The organism is Micromonospora sp. WMMD737, from assembly GCF_049179055.1.
GTDB lineage: Bacteria > Actinomycetota > Actinomycetes > Mycobacteriales > Micromonosporaceae > Micromonospora > Micromonospora reichwaldensis.
The window spans coordinates 6644124-6661587 of sequence record NZ_JBMHMH010000001.1 but is presented as its reverse complement, the minus strand read 5'-3'; the positions used below and the strand labels follow the sequence as shown (position 1 = coordinate 6661587).

Sequence of the window (17464 nt, the reverse complement as noted above, 5' to 3'; positions counted from 1 at the left end):
GTGCCCGTACTGGGAGCCCTGACCCGCCGCGTCGGTCACCACCGCTGGTTCGGCGCCGCCGTCCGCCTGCTCGTCCCCGCCGACCGGATGGTGGGGCGGCTCACCCGGGGGCGGGTGGTCGCGCTCGGGCTCATCCCGTCGCTGGTCATCACGACCACCGGCCGCCGCTCCGGCAAGCCGCGCAGCAATCCGCTGCTCTACGTGCCCGACGGCGACGCGTACGTGGTGGTCGGCTCCAACTTCGGCCAGACCCACCAGCCCGGCTGGGCGATGAACCTGCGCGCCGATCCGGCCGCCGAGGTGGCCGTCAAGGGCCGCCGCGTCCCGGTGCGCGCCGAGGTCGCCACCGGCGCCGAACGGGACCGCCTCTGGACGCTGCTGGTCACCGAGTGGCCCGCCTACCGCGCGTACGCCCAGCGGGCCGGCGGCCGGGAGATCCTCGTCTTCCGGCTGGTGCCCACCGGGCGCGGCGTGCCGGGCGGGCCCACCGCCCGCGAATAGGCTGGTGCGGTGACCGGCGCCGACGGCGAACCCCACCCCGACGATCCACGGTGGGCGGTGGCCGAACGGGTCGCCGACGCCGTGCGCCGGCGGTTCCCGGCCGACGTGCTGGCGGTCGCGGTGCACGGCCCGCTCGCCCACGGCGACGACGACGGCGGCGGGGACGGCGAGGTCGGGCTGCTGGTGGTGACGTACCGGCCCGGCGGCGGGCCGTCCCCGGCGACCCGGCGGGTCGACGGCGTGCTGGTCGACCTGACCGTGGCCGGCGCCGACGACTACCTGCGCCAGGCAAGCTTGATCTCCCCGCTCTGGCCGTTGACCGCCGACCGCTACGTCAGCACCCGGGCGCTGCACGACCCCACCGGCTGGCTGCGCACGCTGCGCGACGCGCACCTGGGCCGGCTGGCCCGGGCCCGGCCGGCCGAGTTCAGCACGGCGGCCCGCCGGGCCTGGTACCGGGGCGGCGCGGCGCACGCCCGGGCCGCCCGGCTGGCCGAGTGGTACGAGACCGACCAGGCGCTGCTGATGCTCGGCGAGGCGCGACTGGCGGCGGCCACGGTCGCCGGCCTGCTCAGCCGCACCTACTTCCGGGACCCGGGCGACGCGGTGCGTCGGACGGGACTGGCGGGCGCGGACATGACCGAGGTGGGCGTCGTCCTGACCCGCCAGGCGGACGAGCTGGCGGCCCGGGGCCGCCCCGTCGACGGCACGGTCGACGACCTTCTCGACGGCTGACACCGCGCCGGACGGCGCCCGCCGCCCGGCGGTGGCGGGAGAGCCGGCGCGGGAAGGTCAGCCGAGCCCGCCCTGCACGCCGATGAGGGTGCCGACGAGATAGGTGGCGCCGGCCGCCGCCGCGCCGAGCAGGAGCTGACGCAGACCGCCGGACCACCAGGGCCGGGCGGTGAACCGGGCGACCACCGCCCCGGCCACGAAGAGCCCGAGCCCGCCGACCGCGAGCGCCAGCCACAGGCTGGTCGCGCCGAACAGGTACGTCAGCAGCGGCACCAGCGCCCCGACCGAGAAGAACAGGAACGACGAGATCGCCGCGGCCCACGGGCTGGGCTGCTCGTCCGGGTCGACGCCGAGCTCCTCCCGGACGTGCACCCGCAGCGCCTCCTCCGGGTTGCGCCGGACGGCCTGGGCGACCTCCATGGCCAGGTCGGGCGGCAGTCCCCGGGCGACCCACGCCTCGGCCAGCTCGCGCGCCTCCGCCTCGGGGTGCCGCTCCAACTCGCGACGCTCCTTGGCGACCTCGGCCGCGACCTGCTCGTTCGCCGAGCGGACGCTGGTGTATTCCCCCAGCCCCATCGAGATGGCGCCGGCCACCAGGCCGGCCACGCCGGTGAGCACGACGCTGCGCGGCGACACCCCGCCGCCCGCCACCCCGGCGATCAGGGCGATGTTGGTGACCAGCCCGTCCATCGCCCCGAAGACGGCGGGGCGCAGCCAACCGCCGGAGACGTCCGCGTGGTGCGCCTCACGCAGCGCCGCCGGGGTCTCCGTCACGGCAGCGTGAGGATCTCGTGGCCGTCCTCGGTCACCACGATGGTGTGCTCGAACTGGGCCGTCCACCTGCGGTCCTTCGTCACCACGGTCCAGCCGTCGTCCCACATGTCGTACTCGTGGGTGCCGAGGGTGATCATCGGCTCGATGGTGAAGGTCATCCCCGGCTCCATCACGTCCGTGGGGCGGGGGCTGTCGTAGTGCGGCACGTAGAGCCCGCTGTGGAACGCCTCGCCGATCCCGTGACCGGTGAAGTCGCGCACCACGCCGTAGCCGAAGCGCTTCGCGTACGACTCGATGACCCGGCCGATCACGTTGATCTGGCGGCCCGGGGCGACCGCGCGGATGCCGCGCATCATCGCCTCGTGGGTGCGCTCGACCAGCAGCCGGGCCTCCTCGTCGACCTCGCCCACGCAGAAGGTGGCGTCCGTGTCGCCGTGCACCCCGTCGAGGTAGGCGGTCACGTCGACGTTGATGATGTCGCCGTCGGCCAGCACGGTGGAGTCGGGGATGCCGTGGCAGATCACCTCGTTGAGGCTGGTGCAGCAGGACTTCGGAAAGCCCCGGTAGCCAAGCGTCGACGGGTAGGCGCCGTGGTCGCAGAGGAACTCGTGCACGACCCGGTCGATCTCGTCGGTGCTGACGCCCGGCTTGCAGTGCTCGCCGGCGAGCTGGGTGGCCTGCGCCGCGAGCCGACCGGCGACCCGCATCTTCTCGATGGTCTCCGGGGTCTGCACGTGCGAGCCGCGCCACTCCTGCGGACGCTTCTTGCCCACGTACTCCGGGCGGACGATGTGGGCGGGCACGGGCCGCAGCGGGGTGAGCGTGCCGGGGGTCAGCGGCGCACGGACGGTCATGAGGCGAGTTTATCGCCGCGCCCGGTGGTGACCCCCGCCACCGCCCGCCGGGAGCGGTTGTTGCCGTGCCCGGTCGGCTGTGCGATTGTGGCTCCGTGGATCAAGGGGGCGGCGCGTCTCCCGTCTTCTCCGCCAGCGCGGAGATCGACGGCGACCACCTGCGTGTCCTGGTCACCGGCGAGGTCGACATGGCCACCGCCGACGTCATGTTCCAGACCGCGCTGCGGGAGCCGGCCGAGCGGGTGACGCTCGACCTGCGGGCGGTCACCTTCTTCGACTCGGCGGCCATCCACGCCGTGGTCCGGCTGGCCCAGCACCTCCCCGGCGCGCTCACCGTGCTGCCGTCGCGGCAGGTCCACCGGGTGCTGGACATCTCCGGCCTGGCCGACCAGGCCTGGCTCCGCCCGGCCTGACCCCCCGCACCCCCGCGCCGCAGGGCCGGTCGCGCGCCGGAGCAGCGCCGGCCGCGCTCAGTCCGCCAGCCGCCGGCGCAGCGTCACCTCGGTCCCCTCGGCGGTACGGTGCACCGACAGCTCTCCCAGCGCCTCGATGAGGGACAGCCCCCGCCCCCGGAAGCCCGATCCGGTCGACTCCCGCCACCGGCCGCTGTCGCGCACCGTGGCGACCACCGTCCGGTCGGAGATGGTCACCTCGACGCCGATCGTCGGCTCGGCCGGCTCGACCGGGTGCTCGATGGCGTTGGCGGCCGCCTCGGAGACGGCGACGGTCAGGTCGAACAGGTCCGTCTCGCTGACCTTGTGCGCGACCAGGAAGTCCTCCAGCCGCTTGCGCAGCACGCTGAGCCGGGTGGGATCGGCCGGCAGCCGCAGCGCGAACCGGTTGAGTTCCGCGGCCTCCAGGGCGAGCACCGCGACGTCGTCGCGCAACGGCCGCCCGGCGACCCGCTCCACCACGGCGTCGATCAGGTCGGTCACGTGCTCGCCGGGGGTGGCCGCGTCCTGCCGCAGCGTGGCCAGCGCGGCGTCGATGCCGAGCTGCCGGTCCTCGATCAGCCCGTCGGTGAAGAGCAGCAGCCGGCTCCCGGCGGCCAGCTCCCCCTCGACCGTCCGGTAGGCCGTGCCGGGGATCGCCCCGACCGGCGGCCCGAGCGCCCGGTCGTGCAGGAACGCCACGTCGTCTCCTCGGATCAGCAGCGGGGACGGGTGCCCGGCGCTGGCGTACCGCATCCGGCCGGTGCGGGGGCTGAACCACAGGCAGAACACCGTCGCGAAGGAGCGGCCGTCGTTGGTGCCGACGAGCCGGTTGAGCCGGGTCAGCGACTCGCCGGGATCGAAGCCCTCCAGGACGTACGCCCGCAGCGCGTTGCGCAGCTGGCCCATGGCGGCGGCCGCTCGCACGCCCTTGCCGACCACGTCGCCGATCGCCAGCACCAGCTCGTCGTCGCCGAGCGCGACGACGTCGTACCAGTCCCCGCCGACCTCCACGTCGGCGCTGCCCGGCAGGTAGCGGCTGGCCACCAGGGCGCCCGGCAGCTGCGGCAGCGACCGGGGCAGCAGGCTGTGCTGGAGCGTGGTGGCGATGCGGTGCTCGGCCTCGTAGAGCTGGGCGTTCTCCAGCCGCACGCCGACCAGCCGGGCGAGCTGGGTGAGCGCGGCCTCGTCGGTGTGGATCCCGTCGCCGTCCGGACGCCAGACCCGCAGGTCGCCGAGCCGCTCGCCGGCGGTGCCGGTCAGCGGCAGCACGAAGGACGGCTCGATCGAGGCCAGTCCGCCGCCGTCGGCCTCGAAGCGCATCCCGGTGGCGGAGACCACCACCCGGGCGGCTTCGGCGAGGCTCAGGGCGTGCCGCGCGGCGACCTGGAGCACGTCGGCCGTGGAGCGGGCGGTGTTGACCGCGACCGCCGCGTCGGCCAGGGCCCGCAGCCCCCGGATGATCTGGCCGCGGAGCTGGCCCAGCTCGACGTTGGCCCGTACCCGGGCGGTCAGCTCCTGGCCGGAGAAGGGCTTGGTGAGGTAGTCGTCGGCGCCGACCGCGAGCCCGGCGACCTCCTCGGCGGAGCCGGCCCGGGCGGAGAGCAGCACGATCGGCAGGTGCCGGGTACGCGGATCCGCGCGCAACGCGGCGACCAGCCCGAACCCGTCGAGCCGGGGCATCATCACGTCGGTCAGCACCAGGTCGAACGAGCCGTCGACGGCGTGCCGCAGCGCCTCCACGCCGTCGGTGACCGCGACCACCTCCCAGGACGGGGAGAGCAGCCGGGTGACGTGCTCGCGCAGGTCGGCGTTGTCGTCGGCGACCAGGATCCGGCCGGCGGCGCCGGTCCCCCGGGCCGAGCCGGCACCGTCGGCCGGCCCGGCGGCGCCGGTCCAGAGCGCCGTCTCCGCGACGTAGAGGTCGGCCTGCGCCAGCTCGACCTGCGCCGGCGGGCCGGCGTCGACGACCCGCTCGGCCGGCAGGTGCCCGGCGCCGAACGGAACGGTCACGGTGAACGTGCTGCCCTCGTCGACGCGGCTGTGCACGGCCACCTCGCCGCCGTGCATCTCGACCAGCTCGCGGACCAGTGCCAGGCCGATCCCGGTGCCCTCGTGGCTGCGCGACCGCACCCCGGGCACCCGGTGGAAGCGCTCGAAGATCTGCGGCAGTTCCTCCGGCACGATGCCGACGCCGGTGTCGGTGACCTCCAGCCGGGCGGCCCCGTCGACGGCGCGGATCCGCACCCGGATCTCGCCGTCGAAGGTGAACTTCACCGCGTTCGAGACCAGGTTGAGGACGACCTTCTCCCACATGTCCCGGTCCACGAAGACCGGCGCCGGCAGCGGCGGGCAGTCCACGACCAGGCGCAGCCCCGTCCGCTGGGTGGCCGACCGGAACGTGCTGGCCAGGCGGGCGGTGTAGTCGGCGAGGTCGGTGGGCTGGTAGCGGGCGGCCAGCCGCCCCGACTCCAGCCGGGAGAAGTCGAGCACCGTGTTGACAAGCTTGAGCAGCCGCAGCGCGTTGCGGTGCATGGTGGCGAGCCGTTCGGTGTACGCCTGCGGCAGCGCCGGGTCGGCCAGCAGGTCCTCCAGCGGGCCGAGCACCAGGGTCAGCGGGGTGCGGAACTCGTGGCTGACGTTGGCGAAGAAGTTGGTCTTGGCCCGGTCCAGGGCGGCCAGCTCGGCGGCGCGGGTGCGTTCCTGCTCGTACGCCTGCTGCCGCCCGACGGCCCGGGAGAGCTGCGCGGCGACCAGGTCGAAGAAGTCCCGGTACTCGTCGGTGAGCGGCTGTCGGCGGGCGACGCCGACGGCCAGCGCGCCCACGGTCTCGTTCCCGGCCGTGACGGGCAGCACCAGCGCCTCGCCGGTCGCGTCGGCCGGAGCCTCGGTGAGCAGGTCCGTGACGGCGACGGTGGCGGCGGCGCCGGTGGCGGTGACCTCGGCGAGCCGCGCCGGCGGGGGCGTGGCGACCGCCCGTGGGCCGACTCCGCCGCACCCGGTCAGGACCAGGTTCCCGGCCTCGTCGGACAGGTACACCAGCGAGAACGGCACGTCCGGCCGGTGCCGGTCGAGCACCGCCGCCGCGACCCGGCCCAGCTCGGGCCGGCTGTCCACCTCGGCCAGGTCGGTGCCCAACTCGGCCAGCAGCCGCAGCCGGCGCTCCCCGACCACCCGGCCAGTGGTCTCGTTGACGATGCAGAAGACACCGGCGACGGTGCCGTCGGCGGCCAGGATCGGGTCGTAGGAGACGTCGAAGTACGTCTCTTCCAGGAAGCCGCGCCGGTCGAGCGGGAAAGGGTGGTCCTGCGCGCGGTACGACCGGCCGTTGCGTCGGACGCCCTCCAGCAGCGGCCCGAGCACGCTCCAGGTCTCCGACCAGTGCTCGCGGGCCGGCTGGCCCAGCACGTCCGGGTGCTTGCCACCGATCGTGGGGCGGTAGGGGTCGTTGTAGAAGGCGAGTTCGTCCTCGCCCCAGAACATGACGATCTGCGCGCTGGAGGCGAGCATGAGGCCGATGGCCGAGCAGAGCGCCGGCGGCCACCGGTCGGGGGTGCCGAGCGGGTGGGCGGACCAGTCGAAGCGGCCCATCAACCCGCCCATCTCGCCGCCGCCGGCGAAGGCGGCGGCCAGCAACGGGGGAAGATCAACCTCCTGGCCCACCTCGGACGGGCAACCCTCGTCCACGCCCCCCTGGGCCGAGCTCATAGTTCCTCCCGCTCCGGCCGTCACCGCCTCGGTCCGGTGATCCGACCGGCCGTGCCCCGGTTGGTACCCCGACGGACGAGCAACGTAACGCATACCGCCCGCCGTGCGCTGTTCATGTCCGCCGCACCGGGCCGCCATCCCCCGGACGCGGCGTCGCGGGGCCGGGTCCACACAGGACGGCTGGTCACCCGAACCTGGACCAGCGCCGCATTTCAGTCCCGTGCACGGGACGATACGGCCTCGGGTGAGCACCACCCCCGGGATCGACTGTGATGTGCGACACCCCACCCGCCCGACGCAGCGCTGGCGGGGAGTGTGTCACCGGCGCGTCGGGCCGACCCGGCCTTCCCGGGCGGCCCGGACCAGTGCGGCGATCGGTCGCGGATCGGGCTCGTTCTCCGGGTGCCACTGCACGCCGAGCAGGAAGGGCCGGTGCGGGTCCTCGACCGCCTCGACCACCCCGTCGTCGGACCAGCCGGTCACCGCCAGCCGGCCCGGGTCGGCCACCGCCTGGTGGTGGTAGGAGTTGACCCGGTCCACCCCGGCCATCACCGTCGCGGCCAGGCTGGCCGGGGCGAACCGCACGCCGTGCCCGCCGTAGACGCCGGGGGCGGGGCGGTGCAGGTCGTGCCCCACCAGGTCCGGCAGGTGCTGGTGCAGCGCCCCACCCGCGGCGACGGCGAGCAGTTGCATCCCCCGGCAGACCCCGAGGACCGGCAGGTCGGTGTCGAGCGCCGCGGTGAGCAGGGCCAGCTCGCCCGCGTCGCGGCCGGGCCGGCTCTCGGTGCGGGGCGCCGGCGGCTGGCCGTACCGGGCCGGGTCGACGTCCGCGCCGCCGGCCAGGACCAGCCCGTCGAGCACCCGCAGCACGTCCGCGTCGCGGTCGTCCGGGGGCAGCACCACCGCCCGGCCCCCGGCCGCGGTGACCGCCCGGACGTACGCCTCGGGCAGCAGCACCGCCGGCACGTCCCGCCACACCCCCCAGCCGACCGGCTCGACGTACGCGGTGATCCCGATCAGTGGCCGGCTCACAGCGGGGTGACGTACGCGCCGGTGATGCCGCCGTCCACGACGAACTGCGCGGCGGTCATGAAGGACGAGTCGTCGCTGGCCAGGAACGCCACCGCGGCGGCGATCTCCTCCGGCTCGCCGAACCGCCCCATCGGCACGTGCACCAGCCGGCGGGCGGCCCGCTCCGGGTCGGCGGCGAAGAGCTCCAGCAGCAGCGGGGTGGCGACCGGGCCGGGGCAGAGCGCGTTGACGCGGATGCCCTCCCGGGCGAACTGCACGCCCAGCTCCCTGGTCATCGCCAGCACCCCGCCCTTGCTCGCCGTGTACGCGATCTGCGAGGTGGCCGCCCCCATCAGGGCCACGAACGACGCGGTGTTGATGATCGAGCCCTTGCCCTGCCGGCGCATGTGCGGGATGACGTGCTTGCAGCAGAGGTAGACGCTCGTGGTGTTGACCCGCAGCACGCGCTCCCAGGCGTCCAGCCCCGTGGTCAGGATGGAGTCGTCCTCCGGCGGGGAGATGCCGGCGTTGTTGAAGGCGACGTCGATCCGCCCGTGCCGCTCGGCCACCCCGTCGAAGAGGTCCCGTACGGCCGCCTCGTCGGCGACGTCGGTGGCGACGAACTCGCCGCCGACCTCCTCGGCGGCCCGCCCACCCGCCTCCGCGTCGACGTCCACGCAGACCACCCGGGCCCCCTCGGCGGCGAAGCGCCGCACGGTGGCCAGCCCGATCCCGCTGCCCGCCCCGGTGACCACGGCCACCCGGCCCTCAAGTCGACCCCGCACCTGATCACTCCTCCGTCGCGATGAACACGTTCTTGACGTCCGTGAAGGCGTGCAGCGCGTCGGGGCCCAGCTCGCGGCCCAGCCCGGAGCGCTTCATCCCGCCGAACGGCGTCCAGTAGCGCACCGAGGAGTGCGAGTTGACGCTGAGGTTGCCCGCCTCCACGGCCCGCGCCACCCGGACCGCCCGGCCCACGTCCCGGGTCCAGACCGAGCCGGACAGCCCGTACTCGGTGTCGTTGGCGAGGCGGATCGCGTCGGCCTCGTCGTCGAACGGGAGCACCGAGACGACCGGGCCGAAGATCTCCTCGCGCCAGTGCCGGTCCGCCGTCGAGCCGGCGAGCAGCACCGTCGGGGCGTACCAGAAGCCGGGGCCGTCGGGGCGGGAGCCGGTGAAGGCGACCTTCGCCCCGTCGACGTACCCGGCCACCCGGTCCCGCTGGGCGGCGGAGATCAACGGACCCATCTCGGCCGTGTCCCGGGACGGGTCCTCCACCCGCAGCGCCCGCACCGCCGGTTCGAGCAGCTCCAGGAACCGGTCGTACACCGGCCGCTGGACCAGGATCCGCGACCGGGCGCAGCAGTCCTGGCCGGCGTTGTCGAAGACGGCGTACGGGGCGGTGGCCGCCGCCCGCTCCAGGTCCGCGTCGGCGAAGACGAGGTTGGCGCTCTTGCCGCCCAGCTCCAGGGTCAGCCGCTTCACCTGCGCGGCGCAGCCGGCCATGATCCGGGTGCCCACCTCCGTGGAACCGGTGAAGCAGACCTTGCGGACGGCGGGGTGGGTGACGAACCTCTCCCCCACCACCGACCCGGCGCCCGGCAGCACGGTGAACACGTCGTCGGGCACGCCCGCCTCGCGCGCCAGCTCCGCCAGGCGCAGCGCCGTCAGCGGGGTCAGCTCGGCGGGCTTGAGCACCACGGTGTTGCCGGCCGCGAGCGCCGGCGCGAAGCCCCAGGCGGCGATGGGCATCGGGAAGTTCCACGGCACGATCACCCCGACCACGCCGAGCGGCTCGTGGAACGTCACGTCCAGCCCGCCCGGCACCGGGATCTGCCGCCCGGTCAGCCGCTCGGGCGCGCCCGCGTAGTAGTCGAGGACATCGCGGACGTTGCCCGCCTCCCACCGCGCGTTGCCGATGGTGTGCCCGGAGTTGCGCACCTCCAGCCGCGCCAGCTCCTCCAGGTGCGCGTCGACCACCGCCGCGAACCGCCGCAACACCCGCGCCCGCTCCCCCGGCGCCACCGCCCGCCAGCGCCGGAACGCCGCGTCCGCCCGCGCGATCGCCGCGTCGACCTCCCCGACCGACGTGGCGGCCACGACCCCGACGACCTCCCCGGAAGCCGGATCCACCACCTCACTCACGCGTCCACCCCTCCCTCTCCTCCGCCGCCCGCCCCTCCGCGGCGTCGATCATGCAGTTGTGGTGCCTCACAAAAGCCGCAAATCATCCTCGAACGCTCACCAGAACTGCATGATCGACTGCCGGACGGGCGGTCAGAGGCGTTCGAAGCCACGGATCAGCTCCCAGTCCGTCACGGCGGCGTCGAAGGCCGTCAGCTCGATGCGCGCCTGGTTGGCGTAGTGGGCCGTCACCTCGTCGCCGAACGCCTCGGCGGCCACCGTCGAGCCCTCCCACAGGGCCAGGGCGTCGCGGAGCGTGCCGGGGACCCGTTCGGCGGCCGGATCGTCGTACGCGTTGCCGGTGCACTCCTCGCCCAGTTCCAGCTCGCGCTCGATGCCGTGCACCGCGCCGGCGACGAGGGCCGCGATCGCCAGGTACGGGTTCACGTCCGCCCCCGGCACCCGGTTCTCCACCCGCATGCCCTGGCCGTGCCCGACCAGCCGCAGCGCGCAGGTGCGGTTGTCCGTGCCCCAGCGCAGCGCGGTGGGGGCGAACGACCCGGGCTGGTAGCGCTTGTACGAGTTGATGTTCGGGGCGAACAGGAGGCTGAACTCGCGCATCGTGGCCAGCAGCCCGGCCAGCACCCGCTGCCCGGTCGTCGACAGGTGCGCCGGCCCGTCGCCGAGCATCGCCGAGCGGCCGTCGGCGTCGCGCAGCGAGAAGTGGATGTGGCAGGAGTTGCCCTCGCGCGCGTTCGGCTTGGCCATGAAGGTGATCGACATGCCCTCCTGGGCGGCGATCTCCTTCGCCCCGTTCTTGTAGATCACGTGGTGGTCGGCGCAGGCCACCGCCTCGTCGTAGCGGAAGGCGATCTCGTGCTGGCCGAGGTTGCACTCTCCCTTCGCGCTCTCCGGGGTTAGCCCCGCCCCAGCCATCTCCCGCCGGATGCGGCGCAGCAGCGGCTCCACCCGCGCGGTGCCGAGCAGGGAGTAGTCCACGTTGTACTGGTTGGCCGGGGTCAGGTCCCGGTAGCCGCGCTGCCAGGCTTCCTCGTACGAGTCGCGGAACAGCACGAACTCCAGCTCGGTGCCGGCGTACGCGGTCAGCCCGTGCGCGGCCAGCCGGTCGAGCTGCCGGCGCAGGATCTGCCGGGGCGAGGCGACCACCGGGGACCCGTCCAGCCAGGCCAGGTCGGCCAGGAGCAGCGCGCTGCCCGGCTGCCAGGGCATCCGCCGCAGCGTCTCGAAGTCCGGCACCATGGCGAAGTCGCCGTAGCCGCGTTCCCAGCTCGACATCGCGTACCCGTCGACGGTGTTCATGTCGACGTCGACGGCGAGCAGGTAGTTGCAGCCCTCGCTGCCGTGCGCGGCCACCTGGTCGAGGAAGTAGGGCGCGTGGAACCGCTTGCCCTGCAACCGGCCCTGCATGTCGACCAGGGCCAGCACCACGGTGTCGATCTCATCCTCTGCGACGGCGACCCGCAGTTGTTCCAACGTGAGCGGAGCTTTCCTCATCGGCGGGCCTCCATCACCAAGGTCTACTGGCTGAACCGGTGGACCGTCAATGCCCCGCCCGGCATCCCGGCAACCGCCCCGGCACGCACCCGGGCCGCGCCGCAGCGCAGCCGCCGGACCTGGCAGCCGCCGTCGCCCTGCCCGCCCGGTCCCACCCCTGCCCGCCACCGCTGGCGGCCGCCCCCTGTCAGCCGGCCCATGCCGGCCCACCCCTGTCCGTCCACCCTTGCCGCCGGCCCTTGTCCGACCTGTCCCTGTCCGACCGGTCCCTGTCCGACCGGCTCCTGCCCGACCGGGCCCTGCCCGACCGGGCCCTGTCGAGCTGCCCCGTGCGGTGGGGCAGCTCGACAGGGGCCAGACGGCACACGGCGGCCCCGGCCGGCACGCCCGGCGCCCGCGGGCGGGCAGGCCCGGCGCCGCAGGTCGGCAGGCCCGGCGCCGCAGGTCGGCAGGCTGGCCGAGCCGGGCAAATTACGTTGCCGTGCCGGCTCGTGGACCGCATGCTTGAGCCCGTGACCAGGCCCGATCGCGACGGGCCACCGCCGGGCGCTCGGACCGCCCGGCACGCGGCGGCGCGGGGCACGTCACCTCTCTCTCACCGTACGGCGTTGCGCCGTACCCGACGCCCGCCCCGCGCCGCCCGCACCGCACCCGCATCGGCTCGAACCGAGCGACCGGCCCGGCCCGCACAGGTCCGATCCGCACTGCACCGCACCGATTCCGTCGGGGCAAGCGGCACGCACCGCACCGGTTCGATCCGGCGTGGCCGCCCGCGTCTGCTCAGGTGAGCAGCAGCCCGGCGACCCAGAGCGCGGCGACGAGCAGACCGGCGAGGAACTCGACAAGCATGGACAGGCCGGCCGCCGCGACCGCCTGCTTCGTCGCCGGCCACGCCAGCCGGGAGTCGCCCAGCCGCAGCCGCTCCGCCGCCCACACCCCGCCGACGAAGCCGAGCACCAGCCCGATCACCGGGACCACGAAGAAGCCGACCAGGCCCAGCAGGCCACCGGCGAGCAGCGACGAGGTGGGCACCCCGGTGCGTTTCAGGTTCCGCCCCGGCCAGGCGTACTTGACGACGGTGCCGCCCGCGGCGACCACGGTCGCGGCGGCGAGCACCGCCCAGCGGCCGGGCCCGGCGCCGCCGAAGATCGCCCAGACCAGCACCCCGCCCCAGCACAGCGGCAGCGCCGGCAGGCCGGGCACCACCACCCCGGCGAGCCCGGCGAGGATCGCCAACCCGGCGAGTACGGCGACCGCCGCCTCGCTGTCCGTCAGGCTCATGCCGTCGCTCCCCGGTCGTCGTCGCGTAGCCGGGCGGTGATCTCCGCCGCCGGTGCGGGCGGGCCGAAGAACCGGCCCTGCCCGGTGTCGCAGCGCAGCGCGCGCAGCCGCTCGGCCTGCACCCCGGTCTCCACCGCCTCGGCGGTCACCCACAGCTCCAGCGCGTGCGCCAGCCGCACCAGCGCGTCCACGATCCGTTCGTCCCGGTGGTCGGGCACCGCCTCGACGTCCTCACCCCGGATGCCCTCGACGAACGGCCCGGCCAGCTTGAGGCAGTGGATCGGCAGCCGGCGCAGGTACGCCAGGTTGGAGTAGCCGGTGCCGAAGTCGTCGATCGCCATCCGTACGCCGAGGGCGGCCAGTCGGTGCAGCGACCGCAGCGGCTCCCCGGCGGTGCCCATCACCGCGCTCTCCGTCAGCTCCAGTTGCAGCAGGTCCGCCGGCAGCCCGGTGGAGGCCAGCGCGTCGGCCACGGTGTCCACGATCCCCGGGTCGTCGGCCTGCCGGGCGGCCAGGTTGACGCTGACCACCAGCTGCGCCCGGGGGAACTCGCGCCGCCACGCCTCCGCGTCCCGGCAGGCCTGCCGCAGCACCCACTCGCCGAGCCGGACGATCAGGCCGGTCTCCTCGGCGAGCCCGATGAACCGGTCCGGCCCGATCAGCCCCAGCTCCGGGTGCTGCCACCGGACCAGCGCCTCCACGGCCAGCATCGAGCCCTCGACCAGGGACACGATCGGCTGGTAGTGCACGACGAACTCGCCCCGGTCCAGCGCGGCCGGCAGCCCGGCGGCCAGGGCGGAGCGGGCGATGTCCCGGGCACCGCGCTCCGGGTCGTAGACCGCCCACCGGCCCCGACCCTCCGCCTTCGCCCAGTAGAGCGTGGTGTCGGCGGCCTTCATCAGTTCCGAGGCGCTCGTTCCGCCGACCGGGCACTCGACGATCCCGACGCTCGCCGACACCGCGAGCTGCTGCTCGCCGATGCGGACCGGGGCGGAGACCGCCGCCAGGGCCAGCTCGGCGACACCCACCGCGTCGTCGATCCCGGCGCCGTCGTCGACCAGGATGACGAACTCGTCCCCGCCCATCCGGGCGACGAGGTGGCCGCGGCCCGCGACGCAGTCGGCGAGCCGCTTGGCGATCACCACGAGCAGCCGGTCGCCGAGGTCGTGGCCGAGGCTGTCGTTGATCGCCTTGAAGCCGTCCAGGTCGAGGAAGCAGACCCCGACCCGTCGGGCCGCGTCGGCGACGTCGAAGACCCGGCCCAGCGTCTCGAAGAACAGCGTCCGGTTGGGCAGGCCGGTGAGCGGGTCGTGCAGCGCCTGGAAGCGCAGCCGCTGCTGGAGTTCGTGCCGCTCGGTGATGTCCTCGATCATCGCGACGGTGAACCGGGGCCGGCCGTCGTCGTGGCGGATCAGCGAGACGGACAGGTCCGTCCAGACCACGCTGCCGTCCTTGCGGTAGTAGCGCTTCTCCACCCGGGCCCGGTCCTGCTTGCCCTCGATCAGCTCCTGGTAGAGCTCCCACATCCCGGCCGCGTCGTCGGGGTGGAACAGCGCGGCCACATTGGTCTCGCGCAGCTCCTCGATGGAGTAGCCGAGCATGTCCGCGAACGCCTGGTTGACGTCGATGATCTGGCCGTCGACACCGGCGATGCCGATCCCCGTGGCCGCCCCCACGAAGACGGCCCGGAACCGGGCCTCGCTGTCGCGCAGGGCCTGCTCCACGTCGTCGCGGGCCTGCCACGCCGAGCGGGCGATCCGCTCCTGCTGCGCGAAGGTGCGGTCGCGCAGGGCGCGGCCGAAGCCGGCGGCGAGTCCGCCCTGCAACGCCGCGATGTGTTGCGCCGTCCCGTCCCGGTGGGCCCGGCCCGGCACCACCCGGGCGGCGAACCGGTCGCCGAGGGCCCGCACCGACCAGTCGAGCACCCGGGGCTCGGTCAGGTGCTCCTCGACCAGCGCGCGCCCCACCTCCTCGGCCGGCAGGGGCGAGAAGGGCTCCGCGAGCAGGGCCTGGGCCAGCCGGACCGTGTGCAGGTGCAGCAGGCGCTCGGTCTCCGCCGCGCTGAGCGGCACGAAACCGAGCCGGCGCACCGCCCTGGCCCACTCGGCCGCGTACCACTGGGCGCCCGACCGGCTGAGGTCGTCGCCGCCGGGCTCCGGGACGGCGGCCATCGGCTCAGGCGGTGGGCTGGTCGTACCGGGCGACGCCACCGAAGGCGCCGAACCGCTCCGGGTGCTCGTCGACGTCGGAGGGCGAGTCGGGGCGCCACAGCGGCATGTGCACCACACCCGGCTCCAGGAGCGTCCAGTCGCCGAAGAAGCTCGTCACCTCGGCCCGGGAGCGCAAGGTGATCTCGGTGTCGGTACGCGCCGAGAGGCGCTGCGCGTCGAGCATCTCCTGCGGCTGGTCCTCGAACGTGGAGTGCGAGACGACCAGGTGGCTGCCCGGAGCAGCGGCGGCCCGGAGGGTGGCCAGGATCTCGCCGGGGCGGTCGGCGTCCCGGACGAAGTGCACCACCCCGGCGAGCAGGATGCCCAGCGGCCGGCTGAAGTCGAGCAGCCCCAGGTCACGGGCGGCCGCCAGGATCCGCTCCGGCTCCCGCAGGTCACCGTGGATCACCCCGGTCAGCTCGTCGCCGGCGAGCAGTTCCCGGCTGTGCGCCACCGCGACCGGGTCGATGTCGACGTAGACCACCCGGGCCTTCGGATTGGCCGTCTGGGCCACCTCGTGCACGTTGCCCACGGTGGGGATGCCGGAGCCGATGTCGAGGAACTGGTCGATGCCGGCGTCGAGCAGCGTGCGTACGGCGCGACGCAGGAACTCCCGGCCGGCGCGCATGGTCGCCGCCAGGTTGGGCGTCATGGCGGCGATCTGCTCGGCGAGCTGCCGGTCGATCTCGAAGTTGTGCGCCCCGCCGAGGAAGTAGTCGTACACCCGGGCCGCGCTCGGGCGGGTGAGGTCGATCTCGGCGGGAAGTCCGTCCGGCATCTGCACTGCTGCACCTCATGGTCGTCGCCGCGGTGCGGGAGGGAGCCGGTGCCGCGGTCACGTGGGGTACGCGAGGCACCGGCCGACCCGCGGGTCGTGTGGTGCTCACCACTCTAGGCCGCGTACTGCCGGCTCCGGGAGGTCCCATGACCCACTTCGTCGGCCCGTCGGATGTCCGTCACGGACCCGCCCGCCGGCACGGCTCCGCCCCCGCCGGTGACGAGCCTCCGCCGCCCACGGCAGCGGAGCCCCCGGACCGGGCGGGCAGCGGCGGCGGCCCTGGCCGACCCCGGGTCAGCCGGCGGACTCCAGCAGCAGCGAGATGCCCTGCCCCACGCCGACGCACATGGTGGCCAGCGCCCGCCGGCCGCCCCGGCGGCGCAGCTCCAGCGCGGCCGTCAGTGCCAGCCGGGCGCCGCTGGCGCCGAGCGGGTGCCCGAGCGCGATCGCCCCGCCGTTCGGGTTGACGTGCTCGGCGTCCGTCGGCAGGCCCAGCTCGCGCAGCACCGCGACGGACTGCGCGGCGAACGCCTCGTTCAGCTCGATCACGTCGACCGCGTCGAGGCCGAGGCCGAGGCGGTCGAGCAGCTTCCGGGTGGCCGGCACCGGCCCGACGCCCATCACCCGCGGCGGTACGCCGGCCGCGGCGGCGCCGGCGACCCGGGCCAGCGGGGTGAGGCCGTAGCGGGCCACGGCGGCCTCGGAGGCGACCAGCAGCGCCACCGCGCCGTCGTTGACGCCCGACGAGTTGCCGGCGGTCACCGTGCCGCCCTCGCGGAACGGGGTGGGCAGCGCGGCGAGCTTCTCCAGCGAGGTCTCCCGGGGGTGCTCGTCGACCTCGACGAGCTTGGTCTCGCGCCGCCCCGCCGGCACGGTCACTCCCACGATCTCCTCGGCGAACCGGCCGTCGGCCTGCGCCTTCGCGGCCCGCTGCTGCGACCGGTACGCGAACTCGTCCTGCTCGGCGCGGCCGACGCCGTACGCGGCGGCGACGTTCTCCGCCGTCTCCGGCATGGAGTCGATGCCCCAGTGCTTCTTCATCAGCGGGTTGACCAGCCGCCAACCGATGGTGGTGTCGTAGACCTCGGCGGTGCGGGAGAACGGGGTGGTCGCCTTCGGCATCACGAACGGGGCGCGGCTCATGCTCTCCACCCCGCCGGCCACCACGAGGTCCGCCTCGCCGGCCACGACGGAGCGGGCCGCGGTGGCGAGGGCGTCCAGGCCGGAGCCGCAGAGCCGGTTGACCGTGCTGCCGGGCACCTCCTCGGGCAGCCCGCCGAGCAGCGCCGCCATCCGGGCCACGTTGCGGTTGTCCTCGCCGGCCTGGTTGGCGCAGCCCAGGATCACGTCGTCCACCCGCGCCCAGTCCACCGACGGGTGTCGGGCGACCAGCTCGCGGATCACGTGCGCGGCCAGGTCGTCGGGGCGGACGCCGGCGAGGGCGCCGGCGTAGCGGCCGATCGGGGTGCGGACACCGGCCACCAGGTATGCCACGGTCATCAGCGCGATCCTTCGGGGGATGGGAAGGGGCGGGGGCGGGGC

Annotated in this window: 14 protein-coding genes; 3 read left to right on the top strand and 11 right to left on the bottom strand. The window is 74.7% G+C overall.

Going from position 1 to position 17464, the window contains the following annotated elements:
- Window positions 1–501, top strand: coding sequence for a nitroreductase/quinone reductase family protein (locus ACN27A_RS29545; protein WP_151455952.1), 501 nt, complete (start codon window positions 1–3; stop codon window positions 499–501).
- A gap of 9 nt (window positions 502–510) precedes the next feature.
- Entirely contained in the window at window positions 511–1236 is a 726-nt protein-coding gene (locus ACN27A_RS29540; protein WP_421457800.1) for a nucleotidyltransferase domain-containing protein, read from the top strand.
- A gap of 57 nt (window positions 1237–1293) precedes the next feature.
- On the opposite strand, the gene ACN27A_RS29535 is transcribed toward ACN27A_RS29540, so the two are convergent.
- Entirely contained in the window at window positions 1294–2010 is a 717-nt protein-coding gene (locus ACN27A_RS29535; protein ID WP_132232798.1) for a VIT1/CCC1 transporter family protein, read from the bottom strand.
- On the bottom strand, window positions 2007–2864 hold the full coding sequence (gene map / locus ACN27A_RS29530; protein ID WP_132232796.1) for a type I methionyl aminopeptidase: 858 nt from the start codon (window positions 2862–2864) through the stop codon (window positions 2007–2009). Before map ends, ACN27A_RS29535 begins: the two co-directional genes overlap by 4 nt.
- A 95-nt stretch (window positions 2865–2959) precedes the next feature.
- Between map and ACN27A_RS29525 the strand changes: the two genes are divergently transcribed.
- Complete coding sequence (locus ACN27A_RS29525; protein WP_421457799.1) at window positions 2960–3277, top strand: STAS domain-containing protein; 318 nt, start codon at window positions 2960–2962, stop codon at window positions 3275–3277.
- Between the two features lie 57 nt (window positions 3278–3334).
- Here ACN27A_RS29525 and ACN27A_RS29520 read toward each other — a convergent pair whose 3' ends face one another.
- The 9 genes from ACN27A_RS29520 to pcaF form a co-directional block, all read right to left on the bottom strand.
- Window positions 3335–7003, bottom strand: a complete 3669-nt coding sequence (locus tag ACN27A_RS29520; protein WP_421457798.1) for a SpoIIE family protein phosphatase — start codon at window positions 7001–7003, stop codon at window positions 3335–3337.
- Window positions 7004–7321: 318 nt separating this feature from the next.
- Window positions 7322–8035 (bottom strand): gamma-glutamyl-gamma-aminobutyrate hydrolase family protein, encoded by a 714-nt coding sequence (locus ACN27A_RS29515; protein ID WP_421457797.1) that lies wholly within the window; start codon window positions 8033–8035, stop codon window positions 7322–7324.
- Complete coding sequence (locus ACN27A_RS29510) at window positions 8032–8799, bottom strand: 3-oxoacyl-ACP reductase (RefSeq protein ID WP_327030800.1); 768 nt, start codon at window positions 8797–8799, stop codon at window positions 8032–8034. Before ACN27A_RS29510 ends, ACN27A_RS29515 begins: the two co-directional genes overlap by 4 nt.
- 4 nt (window positions 8800–8803) lie before the next feature.
- Complete coding sequence (locus ACN27A_RS29505) at window positions 8804–10159, bottom strand: aldehyde dehydrogenase family protein (protein ID WP_421457796.1); 1356 nt, start codon at window positions 10157–10159, stop codon at window positions 8804–8806.
- Between the two features lie 132 nt (window positions 10160–10291).
- Complete coding sequence (locus ACN27A_RS29500) at window positions 10292–11653, bottom strand: glutamine synthetase family protein (protein ID WP_421457795.1); 1362 nt, start codon at window positions 11651–11653, stop codon at window positions 10292–10294.
- 780 nt (window positions 11654–12433) lie between these two features.
- Window positions 12434–12934, bottom strand: coding sequence for a DUF456 domain-containing protein (locus ACN27A_RS29495; RefSeq protein ID WP_151456927.1), 501 nt, complete (start codon window positions 12932–12934; stop codon window positions 12434–12436).
- A complete protein-coding gene (locus ACN27A_RS29490) occupies window positions 12931–15105 on the bottom strand; it encodes a putative bifunctional diguanylate cyclase/phosphodiesterase (RefSeq protein ID WP_421457794.1) in 2175 nt (724 codons plus the stop codon). Before ACN27A_RS29490 ends, ACN27A_RS29495 begins: the two co-directional genes overlap by 4 nt.
- A 4-nt stretch (window positions 15106–15109) precedes the next feature.
- Window positions 15110–15928 (bottom strand): SAM-dependent methyltransferase, encoded by an 819-nt coding sequence (locus ACN27A_RS29485; protein WP_132232778.1) that lies wholly within the window; start codon window positions 15926–15928, stop codon window positions 15110–15112.
- A gap of 288 nt (window positions 15929–16216) precedes the next feature.
- A complete protein-coding gene (pcaF, locus tag ACN27A_RS29480) occupies window positions 16217–17422 on the bottom strand; it encodes a 3-oxoadipyl-CoA thiolase (RefSeq protein WP_421457793.1) in 1206 nt (401 codons plus the stop codon).
- Window positions 17423–17464 lie beyond the last annotated feature (42 nt).